Raw genomic sequence first — 20430 nt, forward strand, 5'->3', positions numbered from 1 at the left:
TGAGGTGGAAGATGAAAGATAAGCTGGTTGAACTCATTGCTGATTTAAAGTTGGATGAAGCCGAGGCCTATGCGGATGAACTGATTCGCGGTGGCATCGATTACGCAATTCTCTTCGAAAAGGTCATGGCTGGGCTGGAAGAAATTGGCCGAAAGTATGAAAATGAAGAATGTTTTATCGCCGATCTGATCGTCTCCGGGATGATGGCCAAGAATATTTTTGCGGCCGCCAACCTATTCCAGGGCAATCAGGAACCGGCAAATGTGCTGGGAACCGTTGCGATGGGGACGATTTTTGATGATATCCACGATATCGGCAAGGATCTGATGATCGATGCGCTTGAAAATAAAGGAATCCGGGTCATTGACCTGGGGGTCGATGTCAAGGTCGAAACCTTTGTTGCAGCAGTCAAAGAGCATGATCCCGACATCATTGCGGTCAGTTGCGTGATGATCAGTTCAATTTCTTATGTCAAGGAACTGGGCAGTGCGCTGGAAAAAGAAAAACTGCTCAAAAACCGCCGTTTCATTCTGGGCGGCGCCAGTGTGGATAATGACTATGTTAGAATTCCCCAAATTGATTTTATGTCAAATAATTTTTATGAAGGCGTCAATTACTGCAAGGCATTTCTTCAGGAAAAATATAAAGAAAGCAGTGAAGTGAATGAGTGACGTTTTATACCTGGCCATCGTGGCCAGTCTGAAGGAAAAAATCATCAAAGGTCAGCTCAAGCCGGGTGATATGCTGAACTCGGAAAGCGCGCTGATGAAGGAGTATGAAGCGGGACGGATGACGATCCGCAAAAGTCTGTCGCTGCTGTCCAATGAAGGCTATGTCTATTCCGTGCCGGGAAAAGGAAATTTTGTCTGCAAACCAGAGGTGGATATTTTCCAGTTCAAATTCAATAAATACGATGGCCTGAACACCCATATCGATCGGGTCAAACTGCTGTCGGTAAAAGTGAAATTGCCAACCAGGCAGATTGACAGGATCTTAAATTTAAATGAGAATCAGAAGGCGGTGGAAGCGACCCGGATTCTGTGTTCGGATGACAGGGAAATCGCGATGGAAATCATCTACCTGCCCTATATACCCAACCAGCCGGTGATCGAGGATATGCTGAAATTTGCGAATTATCTGAAACCGCTTGAAGAAAAGCTGGCTTTTGTGCTGGATAAAACGATCACGATTTCGGTGACGCTGCCGACCGCAGAAATGAGCGACCGCCTGAATCTGGATCAGCAGGAACCGATTTTTGAAATAACGGAAATCATTAAAAATGAGGCGACCGACGAGGTGCTGCAGGTTGCCTGGTTCTACGTCAGCCCGAAATATTTGACGATCAAAGCATCGACACCAAAAGGTTCTGAAGATAAACGCATATTCTAAGATCAAGTGAAAATTTCAACTTGATCTTTTTTTATTGAAGCCATTGACAAAACGTTTTCATAGGTATATATTATATCCATACATACTTGTACGTATATGATGACAGGAGAAAATAGATGAACAATCCAAAGTTAATACTTTTCACGGGATTTCTGGGATCAGGTAAAACATCATTGCTTTTGAAAATAGCCAAGGAATTGTCGCAGCAACAGAAACGTTGTGCAATCATCGTCAATGAGGTTGGCGAAATTGGCATTGATAATCTGCAGATGAAGAAAATGGGCTATGATGTCTGGGAAATATTCGGCGGCTGTATTTGCTGCACATTGGCGATTAGCTTAGACGATACCATGCATCAACTGCTGGAACAATATGAAACCGAGTACATTCTGATAGAGCCTTCGGGAGCGGCTGACCCGTCTGCTCTGTATCCAACCCTGGCCCGTTGCGGGTTCACACCCGAAAAGATCAAAAATGTAATGATCATGGATCCGACCCGCGTGGAAATGCTGGTTGAGGTGCTGGAACCCTACCTGGAAGCAGCCATTCCGCTGGCGGATCTGGCGGTGATCAATAAAATTGATGTGGCGACTGCAGCGGAAATTGAGCAATCCGAACAGGTAATCAGGCAGTACAACCCGGGCGTTTCAATTGCCCCAATCAATGTGAATGAACTGACGGAGAATCAGTTACAGGAGTTGCTCAAATAGATACGAACGGAGAAAAAACAATGTATCAGAATGTATTTCAAACCCTGGCAATCGAGACAAAACTGATTTCGCGACAAGCATTGCAGAATGAAAAGTGGCAGGAAATCGGTTGCTTTTTTATTCAGAATTATGTGGAGCAATTAAGCAAAGCAGAAAATATAACCATTGGTCATATCAAGGGGCTGATTGAACTGGATGAGGGAAATTTCATCAAATTCAGCAGCGTTGCCGCTGACCGGCCGGTAAACGTTGAAATCCTTAATTCACAAGGCAATAGCCAGGAAGGGCGGTTGACCTTTAATGCCATCGTTGCTAATATTTTAAAGGAAACCAATCTCACCTGCTTTCATATGGCCCTGGAAAGAACCTGCAGTGTCTACGGGCTGATGACCGATTATAAAGAGACAATTCACGATGATGGAGAATTGGCGGAGTCAGAAGAACAGCCCTGTCCGGTCTGTCATGATCACCATCAGCATGATGAAACCTGTGGGCATCATCACTAAACGGTAATCACCGATGAAATCATCGGTATTATAAAGTAACTAAATTAAATTTGGAGGTATAATGCATGGTTGAAACAAAAAAAGAGACTCCTTAAAATTCCACAGGTACAGGCATTGCGGGCCATAACGTACACGGGAAGCGCTAAAAGGAGTTCTCATCGCTATAATAATAACACAAATCCGAATGGATAATAAAGTTATTTTTCCGTAAACCGGATTAATTTTATATATTCTTTAATAGCTGATGAGTTCTCCTCTGAAAATGTGTGGTTCAAATAAAAAAAAATCAATCAAAACAAAGACATGGAGGATAAAAAAATGGCGAAAATCAGTGAATTGCTGGCGAATCTGGAAATGGATGAGCTGATGGAAGTGGTACAGAAAGAACTGGATAACGGGACGGATCCGGTTGAGATTCTTAAAGAAGGCGAAGCCGGGATGGTAAAAGTCGGGGAAATGTTCAGCAGCGGCGAGTATTTCGTATCCGATCTGATGATGTCCGGGGAAATGTTCAAAGAAATGGGCGAAATGCTGGAACCCCATCTGGCCGGAAAAACTGGGGATGTTCTGGGAAAGGTCGTACTGGGAACCGTTGAAGGGGATATCCACGATATCGGTAAAGATCTGGTCTATATCATGCTCAAATCCGGCGGTTTTGATGTCATCGATGTGGGAGTGGATGCCAAACCCGAAGTTTTTGTCAATGCCCTGAAAGAATCCGGCGCGCCGCTTTTGGCTTTGTCCTGCCTGCTGACCACCTGCTACGACTCGATCTTAAATACGGTTAAAGCGGTTGAAGCAGCCGGACTCAGAGATCAAGTCAAAATCGTTATTGGCGGCGGACCGACCGACGAATCAGTAGTCAGATACACCGGGGCCGATGCAGTTGGCGACGATGCCCAATCGGCAGTACGATTATGTAAGGAGATGATTTAATCATGACAAAGAGTTTATATGAACAACGCGTAGAGCTTTATAAAAAGACAATTGCTTTTGAAAATGGCAGATCTTCAACTGCCTATGCGGGACCGGCCACACCGGCAGCACATTATAATATGACGATTAAAGACTTCATGTTCGATACTAAAAAAGGATTTAAAGCCTATGTGGATTATGTGAAAGAACTTGATTCATTGGCATCCATCGATTGCATCAATGCACCATATCCAGGCAAATTTAACGTAGCACTTTCACTGATGTGGTTGTCACAAATAAAAGTTCCTGGCAGAGATCTTCCGGATGATTCTTTGTGGCAGGTACATGAAAAAGCTTTGATCGAGATTGAGGATTATGATTTTATCATCGAACATGGTTTCGCTGAGTTTCAGCAAAAATATTTACCCAAGGTGATTGGAGTCGATGAAATACAGGATTTCATGAATTACAGTATGACTGAAGGTCCGTTACAGGCTCAGATGCTCGTCGAAAATGGCTTACCTCAGGTCAATTCAATCGCCTTCACGCCGCCTTTTGAAGCCTTGTGCGGTGGACGTTCAATGACAAAGTTCTATATGGACTGCTATAAAAGGCTGGATAAAATTAAAGAAGCACAGGATGTCATGTTTCCAACAACGATCGAATCCACTTTGGAGACACTCAAGCAAACCCATGCAATCGGTGGCTGGGTTGGTGGCTGGCGAGGCGCTTCAGGGATGGTGTCACCAAAAATATGGGACAATCTCGTATGGCCATATATGAAAAAAGCAGCTGAAGCTTTTATTGACAACAGTTTCATCCCGATCATGCACCTTGATCAGAATTGGGATCGCGACATCGAACGATTCCTGGAACTGCCAAAACAGAAATTTGTTTTAAATACCGATGGCATGACCGATCTTAACCGAGCCCGAAAACTGCTGGGCGATCATGTCGCTTTTATGGGTGATGTGCCAGCGCCGATACTCTCAATGGGTACCGTAGCTGAAACCGAAGATTATGTCAAGAAACTCATCGATAATGTAGGCGCGAAAGGGTTGATTGTCACCTCTGGCTGCGATGCGCCGGCCAATGCAAAATTCGAAAACATGGTGGCCATGTACAAAACAGCAGTGGAATATAAGTAGGAAGAGCTATGATATTTATCGGAGAAAAAATAAATGGCACCCGGCAAGCCATCCAGGAAGCCATTATCAAGCGGGATGTGGACTTCATCAGAAAAACGGCCCTGGATCAGGCCAACGCCGGAGCCGACTATCTGGATGTGAACGCCGGCACCGATCCCTCCCGGGAAAAAGAGGATATGCTGTGGCTGCTGGAGATCGTACAGTCCGTCACTGATACCCCGATCTGCATCGACAGTTCGACCCCGGAAGTCATCCAGGCAGCCATTCATGTGGTTAAGGCAACGCCGATGATCAATTCGATCAACGGGGATCCACAGCGGCTGGAGAGTTTTATTCCCTTCATTAATGAAAGAGACTGCAACGTCATTGCCCTGGCTCTGGACGAATCCCAGTCCGGCATGCCGAAAACCGTTGAAGAACGGATGATGGTACTGGAACGGATCTTTAAGGCTACCCGGGCGGCTGGAATTGCTGATGACAAGGTCTATATCGACCCGCTGATCATGGCGGTTGCCACCGATCAGCAGGCCGGGCTGATTGCCTTTGCCTCCATCCGGGCGATTCGGGAAACCTATCCGGAGGCGCATATCACCGGCGGGCTCAGCAACATTTCCTTCGGGCTGCCCAACCGGGCCCTTGTTAATCGGACTTTTTTAACCCTGGCGGTGGAGGCCGGCATGGATTCGGCAGTTGTCAATCCCCAGAATGTGCCGCTGATTGAATCGCTGAAAGCGACTGAACTGCTGCTCGGCAGGGATCGGTTCTGCCGGAAGTACACCACTGCGGCCAAAATTGAGTTTGTCAAAAAATAAAAAAATCATCGCCCCTGATCAATCGCGATCAGGGGCGGTGTTGATTTAAGAATATTTGGTCGGTACGGGTTTTAGCTACACCTGTTGAAAACAGCGCTCAGTAATTATCGTCCCCATCGGAATCGTCCGCTTCGCGGTTGTCCCCAAGGGGCGTATAGGGATCGATATGAACGCTGACGCGGGTGTTTTTCAAGCGCTCGCATAATTCCTTCTTGAAACAGCCGACAATTTCATGGGCGTCTTTCACTGAAAGGGTGGGATCGACCGTGATATGAAAATCGATATGGCGGATATTTCCGGATTTTCTGGTTTTGAGTTTGTGGTAATCCATCAGCTGGCTGGCGTAATCATTTTTGATTTTTTCAATCACGGCGCGGATTTCCTGTTCCTCTTCATCTGACAGCCGGATATCGATCAGATATTCCAGTGCGTTATAGCATAGTGCCCAGGCTTCCTTGACGATCAGCAGCGCCACTAATATTGCGACGATGGAGTCCAGCACGACGAAACCGGTCAGTTTGATCAGCAGGATGCCAACACCGACGCCTAAAGATGTGTACACGTCTGTTTTTAGATGGAGCGCATCTGCTTCAAGGGCCATCGAATCTTCCTCTTTAGCGACTTTATATAAAGTTCTTGAAACGAAATAATTGATCACCGCCGCAGTCGCCATGACGGCGATGGCAATCCAGGCCTGTTCAATTTCGGCCGGTTCCAATATTTTCTTGACGGCTTCAAAAACAATCATTCCGGCAGCAATGAAGATCAATAAGCCTTCCACGATGCCCGATATATTTTCAATTTTGCCATGACCATAGGGATGATCCCGGTCGGCCGGTTTTGACGATTTCTGGACCGCCATAAAGGCAATTAATGATGCGACGAGATCCATCGACGAATGGATGGCTTCCGAAATGATACTGACGGAACCGCTCAAGATACCGGCCATAACTTTCAGAATAATCAATACGGTATTTGAGCAAATTGACAATAAAGCAACTTTTGTTTTTCGATTTGAAATTTGCAAGAATATTTCCTCCTCAATAAAAAAATCCTGTGGAACATCAATTGTGATTGAAGTCCCACAGGATATCATCCTGCTGCCAGCGAAGGCCCAGCATACAGCTGTTAATACCATATGCCTGTGATTATATGTTTTTGAGAAGTTTAACACATTTTATTTTATCTGTCAAACAAATTTTAAATCCGCTTATTGACAATCATCAAACCCCGACGCGGGTCGTCAGGCCGAATTAACAGCGGTCACAACAGCATAAACGAAATAACATACTTGTTTAATTATTCATATTATAATACAATCTGAAGGGATAATAAATTGCCGGGCAATGACAACGTTTACGGAGAGCCCGTGAGATTTTAGAGGGTAACGTTAATAATGATAAAACGAACGAATATTAAAATAAACGTATAATTTATCGTAAATAATGGTATAATAATACAAAAAAGATTAATCTGATACAGAAGTTCTGATTGTTTAACTAGGGGGATATCATGGTACATAAAAAACTGCAGGCATGGATAGAGGAAGTGGCAACGATGTGTCAGCCGGATCAGATTTACTGGTGTGACGGATCACAAGAAGAGAATGACCGGTTGTTTCAGGAAATGGTTAATAAAGGACAGGCGATCCGCCTGAATCCTGAAAAACGTCCGGGATCGTATCTGTTCAGGAGTCACCCGTCGGATGTGGCGCGCGTTGAAGACCGGACGTTTATCGCTTCGGGAAAAAAAGAAGATGCCGGACCGACCAACAACTGGGTTGATCCCGTGGCACTGAAGAAAACGATGACAACGCTTTTTACCGGGTCGATGAAGGGGCGCACGATGTATGTGATTCCTTTTTCGATGGGTCCGATCGGATCGCCCATCTCCAAAATTGGGGTGGAGTTGACGGACAGTCCCTATGTGGTTGTGAACATGCGGATTATGACCCGGATCGGCACAGCGGTGCTGGAAACACTGGGAGCGGATGGTGAATTTGTGAAGTGTCTGCATTCGGTGGGGGTCCCGTTAAAGGACGGCGAAACAGATGCGGCATGGCCGTGTGCGCCGATTGAAGAGAAGTACATCAGCCATTTTCCCGATCAACGCACCATCTGGTCCTACGGCTCCGGCTACGGCGGCAATGCGCTGTTGGGTAAAAAATGTTTTGCGCTTCGCATCGCCTCCGTTCAGGCCCGAGATGAGGGCTGGATGGCGGAACACATGCTGATTTTAAGTATCACGGATCCGCAGGGCAACAAGAAATACGTGACCGGGGCTTTTCCGAGCGCGACCGGCAAGACTAATCTGGCGATGCACATTCCCAGCCTTCCCGGCTGGAAAGTCGAGACGGTCGGCGACGATATCGCCTGGATGAAATTCGGGGAAGATGGCCGGTTGCGCGCGATCAATCCGGAAGCCGGCTTTTTTGGCGTCGCGCCGGGGACTTCGCTGGAATCCAACTACAATGCGATGCGCAGCATCGAAAAGAATACCATCTTCACTAACGTGGCCTTGACCGACGACGGCGATGTCTGGTGGGAAGGCATCGGCTATGATGCGCCAGAACATCTGATTGACTGGAAAGGCAATGACTGGACCGCAGCGGATTCAAACGCGCTGGCCGCGCATCCCAATGCCCGGTTCACGGCACCGGCGGGGCAATGCCCGGTTATTGCTCCGGAATGGGAAGATCCGGCCGGCGTTCCTGTCGACGCGATTTTAGTCGGCGGTCGCCGCCCGAATACGATTCCTTTGATCCATGAAAGCTTTGACTGGGATCATGGCGTCTTTATGGGATCAACACTGAGCTCGGAAATAACCGCGGCGACGATTTCCAATGATATCGGGCAGGTGCGCTATGATCCCTTTGCGATGCTTCCCTTTATCGGCTATAACGTCTGTGACTATCTGCAGCACTGGATCGATATCGGGGCGCAACCGGAGGCTGACAAGCTGCCGAAGATATTCTATGTCAACTGGTTTCGCAAGGACGAAAGCGGAAAATGGCTGTGGCCTGGTTACGGTGATAATAGCCGGGTACTCAAATGGGTGATCGAGCGAGTCTCCGGCCAGGGCGCCGCGGTCAAGACGCCAATCGGATACATGCCGTCACCTGACGCCATCGATACGGATGGGCTTGATATCAGTGCCGCGGAGATGAAAGCACTGCTTTACGTTGACAAAAAACTTTGGTTGCAGAATGTTGACTTAATCAAAGCGTATTATGCCGGTTTTGGTGACCGTCTGCCCCAAAGTTTGCGCCTGCAACTCGAGGCGCTGGAACAAAGACTGACGGCATTGTAAAAATTTAAGATAAATTCTAGACTCAACTGGTATTCTAAGCAGATGTTTTGATAATCGCGAACCGGTTATCTTAACCGCAGCAATCAAAGCATGAAGTATTCAGGCACTTACGAAATGCATAAATCACAAACTGAAGTTGCTTTGATGTCGGTTTGCGCAATCAATTTGGTAACGTGTAGGCGAACAGTCGATAGACTGTCCGCCGTACAGTGTACGAATTGATTCGCGCAAATCGGCAGCGAAGCTCACGGCAGTATTGCAAAAACGCCTGATTGAATATTAGAAGAGGTGAAGAATGAAAAAGAAATTTTTAATGGGACTATTGGCGATCACCTTAGCGATGGCCATGATGTCGCCGGTACTGGCTGATTCAAAAAGCGCCTGCGTCGCCATCGGCGCCGATAATACCGAAGCGCAGTTGAAAACGGTCTATGGCTATTTCGGCATCAGCCGGGGAACGGTTGAAGAAACCGTTGTGACTAACGCCGATGAACGCGCCTATCTCGAAGGACAGGTTTCGCTTGATAAAATCGGCAGCCTGGCGCTGTCGAGCGTTTATGTGCAGGAGAAATCCAGCGGCGGCATCGATATCACAACAAAAAACATCGACTGGGTCACCGAAGCTATGTATAAAGCGGCGCTGACCACCGCCGGCATCACGAATGCCAAGGTGATTGTGGCGGCCTATACCCCGGTTTCCGGCACCGGCGCCCTGACGGGCATCTACAAAGCCTACGAAGCAGCGACGGGAACGACGCTTGATGAAGCCGCCAAAACAACCGCCGTCGATGAAGTGGTGGTCACCGGCGAACTGCAGGATGCGGTCGGCGACGATGCCGTCAATATCATCAACAGCCTAAAAAGCGAAATTGCCCAGACCAAGGGCATGAGTGACGACGAGATCCGGCAGCTGATTCAGGAAACGGCAACGAAATACGATACGACCCTGACGGATGCTCAGGTGGAAGAGATTCTGGGGCTGGTCAACCAGTTCAATGAACTGAATATGGATCCGGATACGTTCGTGAAACTACTTGAGGCAAGCCAGAAGACCGACGGTTTCATGGAACAGGTGCAGAGCTTTTTCCAGAATATCGGTGATTTTTTCAGCGCGCTGACTTCAGGATCCGGCAAGTAAGCCGCCGAACAAGCGCATGATGAACGCAATTTGATATGAAAGGCGTAATTAAAAATGGATCTGATAAAAGCATTTGATCTTCAGAAAGACGATGTGATCACCATTACCGGCGGTGGCGGGAAAACCTCGCTGATGTTTGCCATCGGCAAGGCATGCACTCGGGCAGGATGGAAACACCTGCTGACGACAACGGCCAAGATCTGCATTTCCGATGTCCCCGAAAAACAGTGCCTCATCGCAGACGACATCAACGCGGTGGTTCGTCAGGTGGAGAAAGAACCGCAGCAAGAGTGGATCGTCGGCAAAGAGTTGTTGGCCGGGCAGAAAATTTCCGGCTTTGCCGATGCCGAATTGCTGTTGCTGCGGGATGCGCTCGCCCCGATCGTGATTGTCAATGAGGGCGACGGCTCCAAAAGAAAGCCGTATAAATTTTACAATGAATATGAACCGATCATTCCGGACCTGACAACCAAAATTGTTCACGTGATCGGGGCCGAGGTTTTATTTCAAAAAATCGATAATGCAACATTTCACCGGTCGGAATTATTTGCCGGTGCAGAAACCGTCTTTGATGAGGCGGTTTTCAAAAAAAGCCTGGAACAGTTTGTCAAAAACAAGCTGGAGCCGCAATACGGCCAGCTTCCCAAAATTCTCTTGATCAACAAGGCGGATCAGGAGAATCGCGAGAAAGCCAGAATCATGGGGGAAATCGGCAAGCTGATTTTTGATCAGTGCTTTATCGCTTCGCTGAAAGAAGGCTGGCTGGAGCAGTGCTAGTCATTAAAAAAGGAGAATTACATGGACATAATCATCAACTTTATTAGCTTTATCTTGCATCTTGATGAATCATTATACGGCATCATCCAAACCTACGGGTTTTGGACCTACCTGATTTTATTCACGATTGTATTCTGCGAGACCGGATTGGTCGTGACCCCGTTTTTACCGGGGGATTCGTTAATCTTTGCTTCCGGCGCGTTGTCCGCGATGGGATCACTGAACGTGTGGGCATTTTTCATCACCTTTTTATTTGCCGCGGTAATTGGCGATACTGTCAACTACTCGATTGGAAAAGCGATCGGCAATAAAATTCTCGAAAAGGGAAAAAACAGATTTGTAAAGAAAGAGTACATCGTCAAGGCGCATAAATTCTATGAGAAGTATGGCTCGGCGACGATCGTCATCGGACGGTTTATTCCGATTATCCGGACCTTTGTGCCTTTTGTCGCCGGCATGGGCGAAATGCACTATACCAAGTTTATCATCTACAATATTCTGGGCGGATTATTATGGGTGAGTTTATTCCTCGGCGGCGGCTTCCTGTTTGGCAACATTCCGATCATCAAAGACAATTTTACCTTCGTTCTGATTGCGATCATTTTTATCTCAGTCCTTCCGGCGGTGATTGTTTATTTCAGGGAAAGAAAAAATGCGGATGCCGATGCGGATGCGTAGTTAATATTCAAAAATTTTAAGGCTGACAGGCGTATTGCCGGCCGCTTTTGCGGCAGTAATACGATTGTCAGCCTTTTTCGGTTTGAAATTTTAAAAATCACGCCAAGCAGATTTTATTTGCCTTCCCAGAATGCTTCCGCTTCGACTTCCATTTTTTCCAGCCGGGTATAATAATCGGGGAATTCATTTAAATGGGCCAACGCAATTTTTCCGGTAACAAAAGCGTCGTCGCCGGTTACATTGGTATGAGAATCACAGGTGCCGTGTTCAAGCTCAACGTCCATGCCCATTCGGAATTGTTCAATGTCGAATTTTTTCCAGTCGATGCCAAGCATTCTGCCGATTTCTTTGGCCTGTTCGGGGGTAAAACCTTTTTTTTCGGACATAAAAATCACCTCTTCTAAATTATTTTAAATTAGACGAATGGTTATTGTGATTTCGTCTTCTAATCGATTACATTATATGCAAAGCAGATATTTTTGTCAAACAATCTCCATCAAAAGTTGGTCAATAAATAAGAAAGCGGCCAATCTCCAAGCGATTGGCCGCGAATGTGAAGCGTTTTAAGTGGTTAAGCCCGCAGCAAAGCGGGAGGATGTCGATGCGGATGCGGCTAGATGGTTTCAAGCAACGGCAGTGCGGCTTCGAGGTCTTCTTCGACCGTGTTTTCAACCAGTTTTTCCAGCATGATCTGGGGATCCATTTCCAGAATGGTGCGATTGGAATTGTCGTTCAGGCAGATAACACCGGTGATCGCGGAAGTGATGTCGACCGGTTGGATGTCATTTTTATTGATTTCCAGGACGCTGACCAGTTTTTCAACCTGAATGGCGATCATTTCCTCGTCTGAAAGCTGCAGCATCAGCAGATGGGTGGCGTCGATACTCGGCTGGTCCTTGTCAAAAAGCGCCAGTGCATCAACGACGGCGTAATACTGTTTGTTGAATTCAACCGCGCCGCGGATGACACTGTTCGTCCCCGGAACCGAGATCATTTTACTGGCTTCCAGAACTTCAATGACATAAGACTGCTCCATTCCGTAAACCTGTCCATTGATGACAAAAGTAGCCAGTTTCTTCGATTCATCGGCCAACGAAAAGGCGAAATCGGATTGCTCAATCTCTTTGTATTCGGTCTTTTCGATGCGCATTTCTGAATAATCGGCCATTTTTTCAAAAACAAATGCGATCACATCATTATGGTAGCCATCCGAGTCTTTATATTCCCGATAACTGGACGAGCAGGCACAGCCGATGGAATAGTAGCAGTTTTCATAAACCCGGATTTCCGAGCGGGTATCGCCGTTGGGTACACTGAAGAGTTCATCCGGAAGATTGAGCTTTTCGCCAACGGCATAGGCATCACTGGTGGCGGCGATGATCCGTTTCTTGCGGTCGGTAAAGACGGCGAAGGCATCGTTGCCGCTGTTGAGCGATTCTTCCAGGATGGTTCTAAACTGGTATTCACTGTCGAAGACAATACCGATGCCGCCGACGGTTTTGTTGCTGTTGTTGAAATCAGTAATGGAAGCACCGTAAATATAGGTATGGCGATCATCGTACAGATCCGTTTTTTCGAACGGCGAGACGAAATATTTTTCCGGGCTGGCGTTCGCCAGAATATCACTGATAAAGGGCATCGTCAGGGTCTTGCCGATATCGTCGGCATGTTCCGGTTGGGAAACGGCGACGATGGTACCGGTTTTATCAAAAACAAACAGATTGGTGTAAACCGTATAGAGATCATTGATGTAGGTTAGAATATCGGTCAACTGTTTCTGTTTGGCCGAGTCGAGCTCGTCTTTGGCCAGAATCCGGCGGATGGTCGAATCCAGTGCCCACCAGCGACAGTCATTGGCGCGTTCATAGAGGTTGCGGTCCATGATGTCGACGCACAGGGAGGCCAGAAAGCTGGTATCAACCAGACTGGTGGAAACCACGGTGGAAAACAGGTTGGATACCGAATTCTGAAACAGGCTGCTGGTGTTGGTCCCGATGCGCCCGATGGCTCTTAAAATCGGCTTCAGCCGGGAATATTCGGCGTCGATGCTGTCATCCCGGGCGATGATCTGGCCGTTGTAGACGATCCGTTTGAGCGAGCCGTTGATCAGCTGCGTTTTATTGATGATGGCGTTGAGTTCAGTTGAAAAGGAATCAGCCTGGCGCAGCAGCCCGGTTGAAACGGTTGAATCGATGTCTTTCAGATTGCGGTTGTCGCGGAAGGCCAAGCCCAGCGGCAGCATCACATGGCCCTTCCAGCCCAGTCCGAAGTAGTTCTGATAGCCCTGGGTCGACAGGGTTTTGGCAATATAGTCGGAGCCGCGGTAGTAGACAACACCATTCTCGCCGGATTCAACCGGTTCAACGACGGTTCCGGTCGGCACATGGTTTTCGTCACTGCTGGCAATCACGGTATTCGCATCATCGATAATCGTAATGACAGAGCCGTCATAATCGTTGGTCAGTTTTTCAAAAATCTGCTTCATTTCGTTTTCAAAGCGGAAGCATAAACAGATTAGACCGATGGTCTGGGAGGTGCCTTCGCGACAGATCCGGCTGGAAAACACATGAGAATTCTTGTCGCCATACTGTAATTTGGAGTTCTTGAAATATTCAACAAAGCTCTGTTCGCCGTTCATGGTTTTGACGAGATTCGGTCCCTTGATTTTTTTACCGAGGATATTATTCTGTTCATCAAGATTGGCAAGAACGCGAAAATCCTGATCGAGGACGATGATGTCTTCGTATACGGAGTATTTTGCCACATATTCACGCATCCGCGCCAGAATCTGATTGCGGTCGCTTTCGGTGCGTTCATCATTTTCAACAAAACGGCGGATATCATCGTCGGTGGCCAAAAAACCGATATCGGCGGTTCGTTCAAAAAGGTTTCGAATCAGGATGTCGATGGCGACCTGCGTTTTTGAAACGATTTTCTGTTCCATTTTTTTCAGTTTTTCAGAGACAAGGGTGTCGATAAGCTCCTGTTGCAGATCACAAAAACCGTTTTGGATTTTGGTCATATTGGGAAGAACACTGATCGACTGAATGGGACAATTGATTTCGGACAACAGTTTAATATTGTCCCATTGATCATTCAGGTCAGAGATGCTTTTATTGCATTCCTGAACATCCGGCATGTAGCTGAGAAAGTCCTTTTGTTTATAAATTATCATGATCATTCTCCTGTGGATAATAAAAGATTATAAAAAAGATGCTTAGGGGTATAATTATACCACCTTAAGCATCTTTGCAATACCTAAAATTTACCATTTTTTTAATTGTTTTGCAAGTTTTTAGCAGAAAAAAACCGCGCGCCAAGAAATTATTGTCAATCAGGGGTGTTTAGTCCTGGTTTTACCGATGGGCCCGGTCTTTTTCAGGCAAACATCAGGCTTTCCAGAAAATCCAGATCTGCCTGGCCCGGCAGCACCGTACTTGAGAGTTTGGCATCAAAAACCATGATGTGCTTCTTTTGGGCATCAAATTTCGGCCAGATCACCTGTCCCTTATAGGGCTCTGTAAAATTGGGATCGCCGGATTTGATGAAGTTGATCCAGGACTGCTGCATCACCCATGACAAATTGCTGATTTTTGTGGCCCGGCGCTGGCCGATTCCGTTTCCGAAAACAAAAGGCAGTTCCATGCCGTGGGCGGTATTTAAACCGACAATTTTGAGAATCGCCGGGTCATAGTTGAAATTGTAAAAATAGGTGTCCAGGCCCATTTTGGCATATTCTTTGGCCGTCATTACCATCCCGATCAGAAAAGCCGAGTGGGTGTAAATCTCCCGCGTGCGTTCCAGCGGCGAATGATCGTGATCGACTTTAAAGTGGTTCATGACGTCAACAGCATGTTCCGGACCAAAAATATGATAACAGAGCATCTGATAAATACCCAAATTGGTATGGCCCTTGATAAATAAGGTCGATTCATCGGTGTTGTAACCAAGCAGGAGTTTTACCTTATTCACCTGCCCGTTTCGCAGCGCCGCCACCGGGTCTTGGGGCAGCACCACCCCGTCGAAAACCGGCCAGAAGCCAAAGGCATGGGGCACTGAAGACTGATCGGATTTTACCATCGACAGTGCCGCCAGCAGGTCGCCAGGAAGCGACCGCAGTTTCTCAAGGCCCTCTTTGGTGTCTGCGATGCCGTATAATTCACAGAAAAGATGGCCGTTTTCCAGTGTCTTTTCCAGATCGCCGCGGTTGAGCATGGCAAAGGCGGGAATCGAAAAAATCGAGCCGCTTTCCACAACCGCCTGATGAAAAAGTCCTTTCGCCAGCGGCGAGAACATCAGCGCCGTGACACTGTAGGCGCCGGCCGATTGGCCGCCGATGGTGACCTGGCCGGGATCGCCGCCGAAAGCCGCGATGTTTTCCTGAACCCAGTGCAGCGCCTGAATCTGATCGAGGATGCCGTAATTGCCGGTGGTTTCGGATTCTTCCAGCAGACCCCGGGTGGCCAGAAAGCCCAAAGCGCCCAAACGGTAATTGATGGTTACGACCACCACGCCGTCCTGCGCCATTCTCAATCCGTCATAAACCATTTCGGAACCGGAACCGGTCGCAAAGGCGCCGCCATGGATAAAAACATAAACCGGATAGCGCTCAGCCGTTGTCTGGGCCGGGGTCCAGACATTCAGAAACAGGCAGTCCTCGCTTTTTTCATCCATCTGGTAGGTGCCCGGGGCATCAATGGTAATGCCGCCCATCTGCAGCGAACTCGCGCCGTATTTGGTGCACTCCCGGACTTCCTGCCAGGGCGGCAACGGTTCCGGAGCCCGGAACCGCCGCCGGCCGACCGGCGGCATGGCATAGGGAATGCCCTTGAAGCAGGAAATTTCTTTGCGGAATTGTCCTTTGACCGGTCCGCAGGGCGGGTTGAGAATGGGCCATTTGGGCATTTCAGTTTCATCAGTATGTAAAAATGACATGCGGTTCTCCTTTTTTTGTTGGTTGTTTTATCGGCAGGTTGTTGCTAAAACCCGTACCGACCAATTGTTAATCTGTTGTGGTGCTGCAGAATCGGACACTCTTCGAGATGTCCGCTCTGAGGCACACAACATGATGTAATAATTGTCGGTACTCCGTTTATGTCTGATGCGTTTCACAGCGGCCTGATATTTAAGGCAATTGCCAAATTCAAAAGACTCGAACCATTATTGCTTTGATGTCGGTTTCGCAATCAATTTGGTAACGTGTAGGCGAACAGTCGATAGACTGTCCGCCGTACAGTGTACACATTGATTCGCGTAACCGGCAGCGAAGCTAACGGCACTTTTGTGATGGCTAAAGGTCCAGGCGGATCGGGCTTTGGGTGTAGTCTCTATGATAGTTATACCCATTTTCATAAAATAAATTATGCAAATCGGTGGCCCGGCAATCGTAGTACAGCAGTTCTCGCTGCCGATCGTTCAGCCGGTTTTCGTTCGTCTTGAGGTTGGTCAGAATCGGCAGCTCGCTGTGATCTTTGATGCGCTTCAGGATCTCCCGCCCGTTTTGGTTGAAGCCGAGCACCCGCAGGTAGGGCGTAAAATCATCGCTCTGAAAGGTCGCCAGGGTTTGTTTATTGAGTTCCAGAACCCGGTTGCCCAGAATCCGGCGCACCCGGGTATGGGGAATGCGTTTGGATACGATGGCATCGATCAGTTCAGCCAGCGTATCAGCGGTTTTGACGGCATCGCGGATTTTATGCTCCAGCCCTTCCGCTACATAGGGGGTGTTTTTCAGATGATCAACATCCCGGGACAGAATCAGCAGCCGCAGGGCATCGAGCAGGCGCTCATCGCCACCGACCCGATGCGTCTGCTTAACCGGCAGAAAGACATCATCGAGCGGGTAGGGAAGCTGGCGGTCCAGTTGCTTCAGGATCGCCGCCGCTGCCTCCGGTCGTTGCAGCGCGTCGATCAGGATGCTGCGGATTTTACTGGCGCTGAGATAGTCACAAGCCGACAGACTATGGTAACCGGCGCCCTGGCGTTTGACTGTCATCGGAACGATCGGACTTTGGGTCCGGTGCAGCGCCTTCAGGTACTCCACGGCCAGAATATTATTGGGCGCATGCAGCAGGGTACCGGATGCATCATCGCTTAACTGATTGACCGCCATCATTCTGGCTGTTGGAAAAGAGACGCCGGTGGCCAATTTTTTTTTCAGCAGCAGCTTAAATTCCGGCGACTCTTCGGCCAACAGTTGGGCCAGCTGGTTCAGCGGTTCCAGTTCGCCGCTTTCGGAACCGAAAGAAAGCACATCACAGACCGCCGTGGCATTTAAAATTTTGACCCCGCCGCCGGCAAAGGCTTCGGCGCTCTGACCGGCATAGGCGACCGGCAGCTCGCAGACGAGATCCACCCCGGCAGACAGCGCCAGCCGCGCGCGCTCCCATTTATTGAGGAGGGCAAAGTCACCCCGCTGGGTCATGCTGCCGCTCATCAGAACCATCACGGCATCACAGCCGCTTGCTTTTTTGGACGCACCAATCTGCCAGGCATGCCCCTTATGAAACGGATTGTATTCCGCAATGACACCAAGAATTTTCAAAGCGATCCTCCTATTGTTATAAATCAGGTCAGTGCCGTGAGCTTCGCTGCCGGCTTGCGCGAATCAATTTGTACACTGTACGGCGGACAGTCTATCGACTGTTCGCCTACACGTTACCAAATTGATTGCGGAAGCCGACATCAAAGCAACGCTGGTTCGATTCTTTTGAATTTCGCAATTGCTAGAAAAATCAGGCCCGGCAAAGCATATCAAGCACAAACGCAGTACCGACAATTGTTACATCATGTTGTCCGCATCAGAGCGGACATCTCGAAGAGTGTCCGATTCTGCAGCGGACAACCGATTAACAATTGGTCGGTACGGGTATTAACAACAACCCTCAATAAAAATTGTTAAAAAAATAGCATTATTTTTAGAAATTATAGAAATATGACAAAAAATGAATGGAAATATTGCGTTATAACTGTTATTATATAGAACGTATGATATGTAATCAATAAAAAACTAAAGGAGAGTAATAATAATGAATGTACTTGTTATTAACTGCGGTAGTTCTTCACTCAAATATCAGTTGCTTGATATGTCAAACGAAGAAGTTTTAGCTAAGGGTTTAGCCGAAAGAATTGGTATCGAAGGATCTGTATTGACTCACGAAGCACCAGGTCAGGACAAAGTAAAATTTGAACAGCCGATGCCAAGCCACAAAGATGCTTTAAACATTTTAATGAAAGCATTGGTCGATCCTAACCATGGGGTCATTAAATCTTTAGATGAGATTTCTGCAGTCGGACACCGAACGGTACACGGCGGCGAAGCCTTCACCGATTCTGTTATCATCGACGACAAAGTAATCGCGATCATGGAAGAAGTTTCCGAATTAGCACCACTGCACAATCCTGCCAACTTGATTGGGATCCGCGCCTGCAAAGAATTGCTGCCAACCGTGCCGATGGTTGCTGTATTCGATACCGCTTTCCATCAGACTATGCCAGCAGAAGCTTACATGTATCCACTTCCTTATGAATTGTATGAAAAATACAAGATCAGAAAATACGGCTTCCACGGCACCTCTCATAAATTTGTCAGCCTTGCTGCTGCTGATTTAATGGGCAAAAAAATCGAAAATCTGAAACTGGTTTCCTGTCATCTCGGAAACGGCGCCAGCCTTTGTGCTGTACTTAATGGAAAATCAGTTGATACGTCGATGGGACTGACACCACTGGCCGGTCTGGAAATGGGAACACGATGCGGCGATATCGATCCCGCCATCATTCCTTTCCTTGTCAACAAAGGTTATACTGTTGAAGAAATCGACAACATCATGAACAAAAAATCAGGTGTGCTTGGCGTTTCTGGCGTCAGCTCAGATTTCCGTGATGTCGAAAGTGCTGCTAACAAGGGCAATAAACGCGCAAAACTGGCCCTTGATATTTACCACTACCGCGTTGTCACCACTATCGGTGCTTATGTTGCAGCCATGAACGGCGTCGACGGCATTATCTTTACCGCTGGTCTGGGTGAAAACTCATCAACATCACGCCAGGCAATCTGTAATGGACTGAAATTCTTGGGCGTTTCCATCGATCCTGTTGCCAACAGCAAACGTGGCGAAGCAACAATCATTTCCAATGAAGAGTCAAAAACAACCGTTATGGTGATCCCAACCAATGAAGAACTGATGATTGCCAGAGACACACTTTCTTTAGTTAAATAATGTAAAGTATTTTACTTGACAAAACGGGCAATCGTCTATATAATGATGATTGCCCGTTTGGAGTGATAATATGAATTTTGAAATCAATAAGCTATTACAGGATGAAATAATCCCTTTTGAATTTGTTGCGAATAATACGGATTTTAATGAGATAGAGGGAGAAGTGGATGAAAATGGTGCGTTGATTCGTGGAACCATCGAGAAATTATCACGTGATACATTTCTTGTGCGTTTTACCATTGAGATGACCATGATCTATCCCTGTGCGCGTTGCCTAGAACCAACCCCGGTCGATTGTTGTTATGAATATTCTGACACAGTGATGGTTGATGACGGTGTGACTATACTGGAGCTTTTGCCCATCGTTGAAGAATGTGTTTATATCAATGAGCCTTTCCGCGTGCTATGTCATGAGGATTGTGCGGGTTTGTGTCCAAAATGTGGCGTTAATTTAAATCACGAGCAATGCGATTGCGACAAATCCGGTGATGTTGATCCCCGCTTTGAAGTATTGAAAAATTTATTGTAAGTGAAACGACTTTACTATTAGGAGGTGTAAGTGATGGCTGTACCAAAGAGAAAAACTTCTAAGGCTCGCAGAGACAAAAGAAGAACACATTACAAATTAACTATTCCAGGAATGAGTACTTGTCCGAAATGTGGCGAAATCAAATTACCACATCGCGTTTGCAAGTCTTGTGGAACATACAAGGACGTTAGTGTCATTAGTTTTGACGAATAAACAGAGTTTAGACTCTGTTTTTTTCTCTGTCTGGGATTGTTTTTCCGGCAGTGTTTGCTGAATAGATCTTTTCCGGGACGATAGACAGAA

General features: G+C 47.3%; 19 protein-coding genes. 14 read left to right on the forward strand and 5 right to left on the reverse strand.

Annotation, left to right across the window (positions count from 1 at the left end):
• Window positions 1-11: 11 nt before the first annotated feature.
• From GH808_RS01435 to GH808_RS01465, 7 genes are all read left to right on the forward strand, one after another.
• Window positions 12-671: a cobalamin B12-binding domain-containing protein gene (locus GH808_RS01435; RefSeq protein WP_186841030.1), complete on the forward strand. Its 660-nt coding sequence runs from the start codon at window positions 12-14 to the stop codon at window positions 669-671.
• Entirely contained in the window at window positions 664-1389 is a 726-nt protein-coding gene (locus GH808_RS01440; protein ID WP_186841031.1) for a GntR family transcriptional regulator, read from the forward strand. Before GH808_RS01435 ends, GH808_RS01440 begins: the two co-directional genes overlap by 8 nt.
• Before the next feature lie 116 nt (window positions 1390-1505).
• On the forward strand, window positions 1506-2099 hold the full coding sequence (locus GH808_RS01445; RefSeq protein WP_186841032.1) for a CobW family GTP-binding protein: 594 nt from the start codon (window positions 1506-1508) through the stop codon (window positions 2097-2099).
• Window positions 2100-2119: 20 nt separating this feature from the next.
• Complete coding sequence (locus GH808_RS01450) at window positions 2120-2605, forward strand: hypothetical protein (RefSeq protein WP_186841033.1); 486 nt, start codon at window positions 2120-2122, stop codon at window positions 2603-2605.
• A gap of 318 nt (window positions 2606-2923) precedes the next feature.
• Window positions 2924-3541, forward strand: a complete 618-nt coding sequence (locus GH808_RS01455; protein ID WP_186841034.1) for a cobalamin B12-binding domain-containing protein — start codon at window positions 2924-2926, stop codon at window positions 3539-3541.
• A 2-nt stretch (window positions 3542-3543) separates the two neighbouring features.
• Entirely contained in the window at window positions 3544-4668 is a 1125-nt protein-coding gene (locus tag GH808_RS01460; protein WP_186841035.1) for a uroporphyrinogen decarboxylase family protein, read from the forward strand.
• Window positions 4669-4676: 8 nt separating this feature from the next.
• Window positions 4677-5480 carry a dihydropteroate synthase gene (locus tag GH808_RS01465; RefSeq protein ID WP_186841036.1) on the forward strand — a complete coding sequence of 268 codons (804 nt, stop codon included), beginning with the start codon at window positions 4677-4679 and terminating at the stop codon, window positions 5478-5480.
• 97 nt (window positions 5481-5577) lie between these two features.
• Here GH808_RS01465 and GH808_RS01470 read toward each other — a convergent pair whose 3' ends face one another.
• Window positions 5578-6501, reverse strand: coding sequence for a cation diffusion facilitator family transporter (locus GH808_RS01470; RefSeq protein WP_420797515.1), 924 nt, complete (start codon window positions 6499-6501; stop codon window positions 5578-5580).
• Window positions 6502-6989: 488 nt separating this feature from the next.
• On the opposite strand from GH808_RS01470, the gene GH808_RS01475 reads away from it, so the two are divergent.
• From GH808_RS01475 to GH808_RS01490, 4 genes are all read left to right on the forward strand, one after another.
• Complete coding sequence (locus GH808_RS01475; RefSeq protein ID WP_476559223.1) at window positions 6990-8789, forward strand: phosphoenolpyruvate carboxykinase (GTP); 1800 nt, start codon at window positions 6990-6992, stop codon at window positions 8787-8789.
• A gap of 295 nt (window positions 8790-9084) precedes the next feature.
• Complete coding sequence (locus GH808_RS01480; protein WP_186841039.1) at window positions 9085-9927, forward strand: DUF1002 domain-containing protein; 843 nt, start codon at window positions 9085-9087, stop codon at window positions 9925-9927.
• Between the two features lie 54 nt (window positions 9928-9981).
• Entirely contained in the window at window positions 9982-10704 is a 723-nt protein-coding gene (gene yqeC / locus GH808_RS01485; RefSeq protein WP_186841040.1) for a selenium cofactor biosynthesis protein YqeC, read from the forward strand.
• A gap of 21 nt (window positions 10705-10725) precedes the next feature.
• Window positions 10726-11382 (forward strand): DedA family protein, encoded by a 657-nt coding sequence (locus GH808_RS01490; RefSeq protein WP_186841041.1) that lies wholly within the window; start codon window positions 10726-10728, stop codon window positions 11380-11382.
• Window positions 11383-11495: 113 nt separating this feature from the next.
• Here GH808_RS01490 and GH808_RS01495 read toward each other — a convergent pair whose 3' ends face one another.
• The 4 genes from GH808_RS01495 to GH808_RS01510 all read right to left on the reverse strand — a co-directional run bounded on the left by GH808_RS01495 (window position 11496) and on the right by GH808_RS01510 (window position 17923).
• Window positions 11496-11768: a DUF5661 family protein gene (locus tag GH808_RS01495; protein ID WP_186841042.1), complete on the reverse strand. Its 273-nt coding sequence runs from the start codon at window positions 11766-11768 to the stop codon at window positions 11496-11498.
• A 227-nt stretch (window positions 11769-11995) separates the two neighbouring features.
• Window positions 11996-14557 (reverse strand): chemotaxis protein CheW, encoded by a 2562-nt coding sequence (locus GH808_RS01500; RefSeq protein ID WP_243166058.1) that lies wholly within the window; start codon window positions 14555-14557, stop codon window positions 11996-11998.
• Between the two features lie 203 nt (window positions 14558-14760).
• Window positions 14761-16317 (reverse strand): carboxylesterase/lipase family protein, encoded by a 1557-nt coding sequence (locus GH808_RS01505; protein WP_186841043.1) that lies wholly within the window; start codon window positions 16315-16317, stop codon window positions 14761-14763.
• A 355-nt stretch (window positions 16318-16672) separates the two neighbouring features.
• Window positions 16673-17923 carry a tRNA(Met) cytidine acetate ligase gene (locus GH808_RS01510; protein WP_186841044.1) on the reverse strand — a complete coding sequence of 417 codons (1251 nt, stop codon included), beginning with the start codon at window positions 17921-17923 and terminating at the stop codon, window positions 16673-16675.
• 484 nt (window positions 17924-18407) lie between these two features.
• Between GH808_RS01510 and GH808_RS01515 the strand changes: the two genes are divergently transcribed.
• The 3 genes from GH808_RS01515 (at window position 18408) to rpmF (ending at window position 20340) form a co-directional block, all read left to right on the forward strand.
• A complete protein-coding gene (locus GH808_RS01515) occupies window positions 18408-19598 on the forward strand; it encodes an acetate/propionate family kinase (protein WP_186841045.1) in 1191 nt (396 codons plus the stop codon).
• 70 nt (window positions 19599-19668) lie between these two features.
• Window positions 19669-20127: a YceD family protein gene (locus tag GH808_RS01520; RefSeq protein WP_186841046.1), complete on the forward strand. Its 459-nt coding sequence runs from the start codon at window positions 19669-19671 to the stop codon at window positions 20125-20127.
• A gap of 33 nt (window positions 20128-20160) precedes the next feature.
• The gene (gene rpmF, locus GH808_RS01525) at window positions 20161-20340 is read left to right on the forward strand and encodes a 50S ribosomal protein L32 (RefSeq protein WP_186841047.1); all 180 of its coding nucleotides are present in this window, start codon (window positions 20161-20163) and stop codon (window positions 20338-20340) included.
• The last annotated feature ends 90 nt before the right edge of the window (window positions 20341-20430 follow it).

Source organism: Acetobacterium fimetarium, from assembly GCF_014284475.1.
Lineage (GTDB): Bacteria > Bacillota > Clostridia > Eubacteriales > Eubacteriaceae > Acetobacterium > Acetobacterium fimetarium.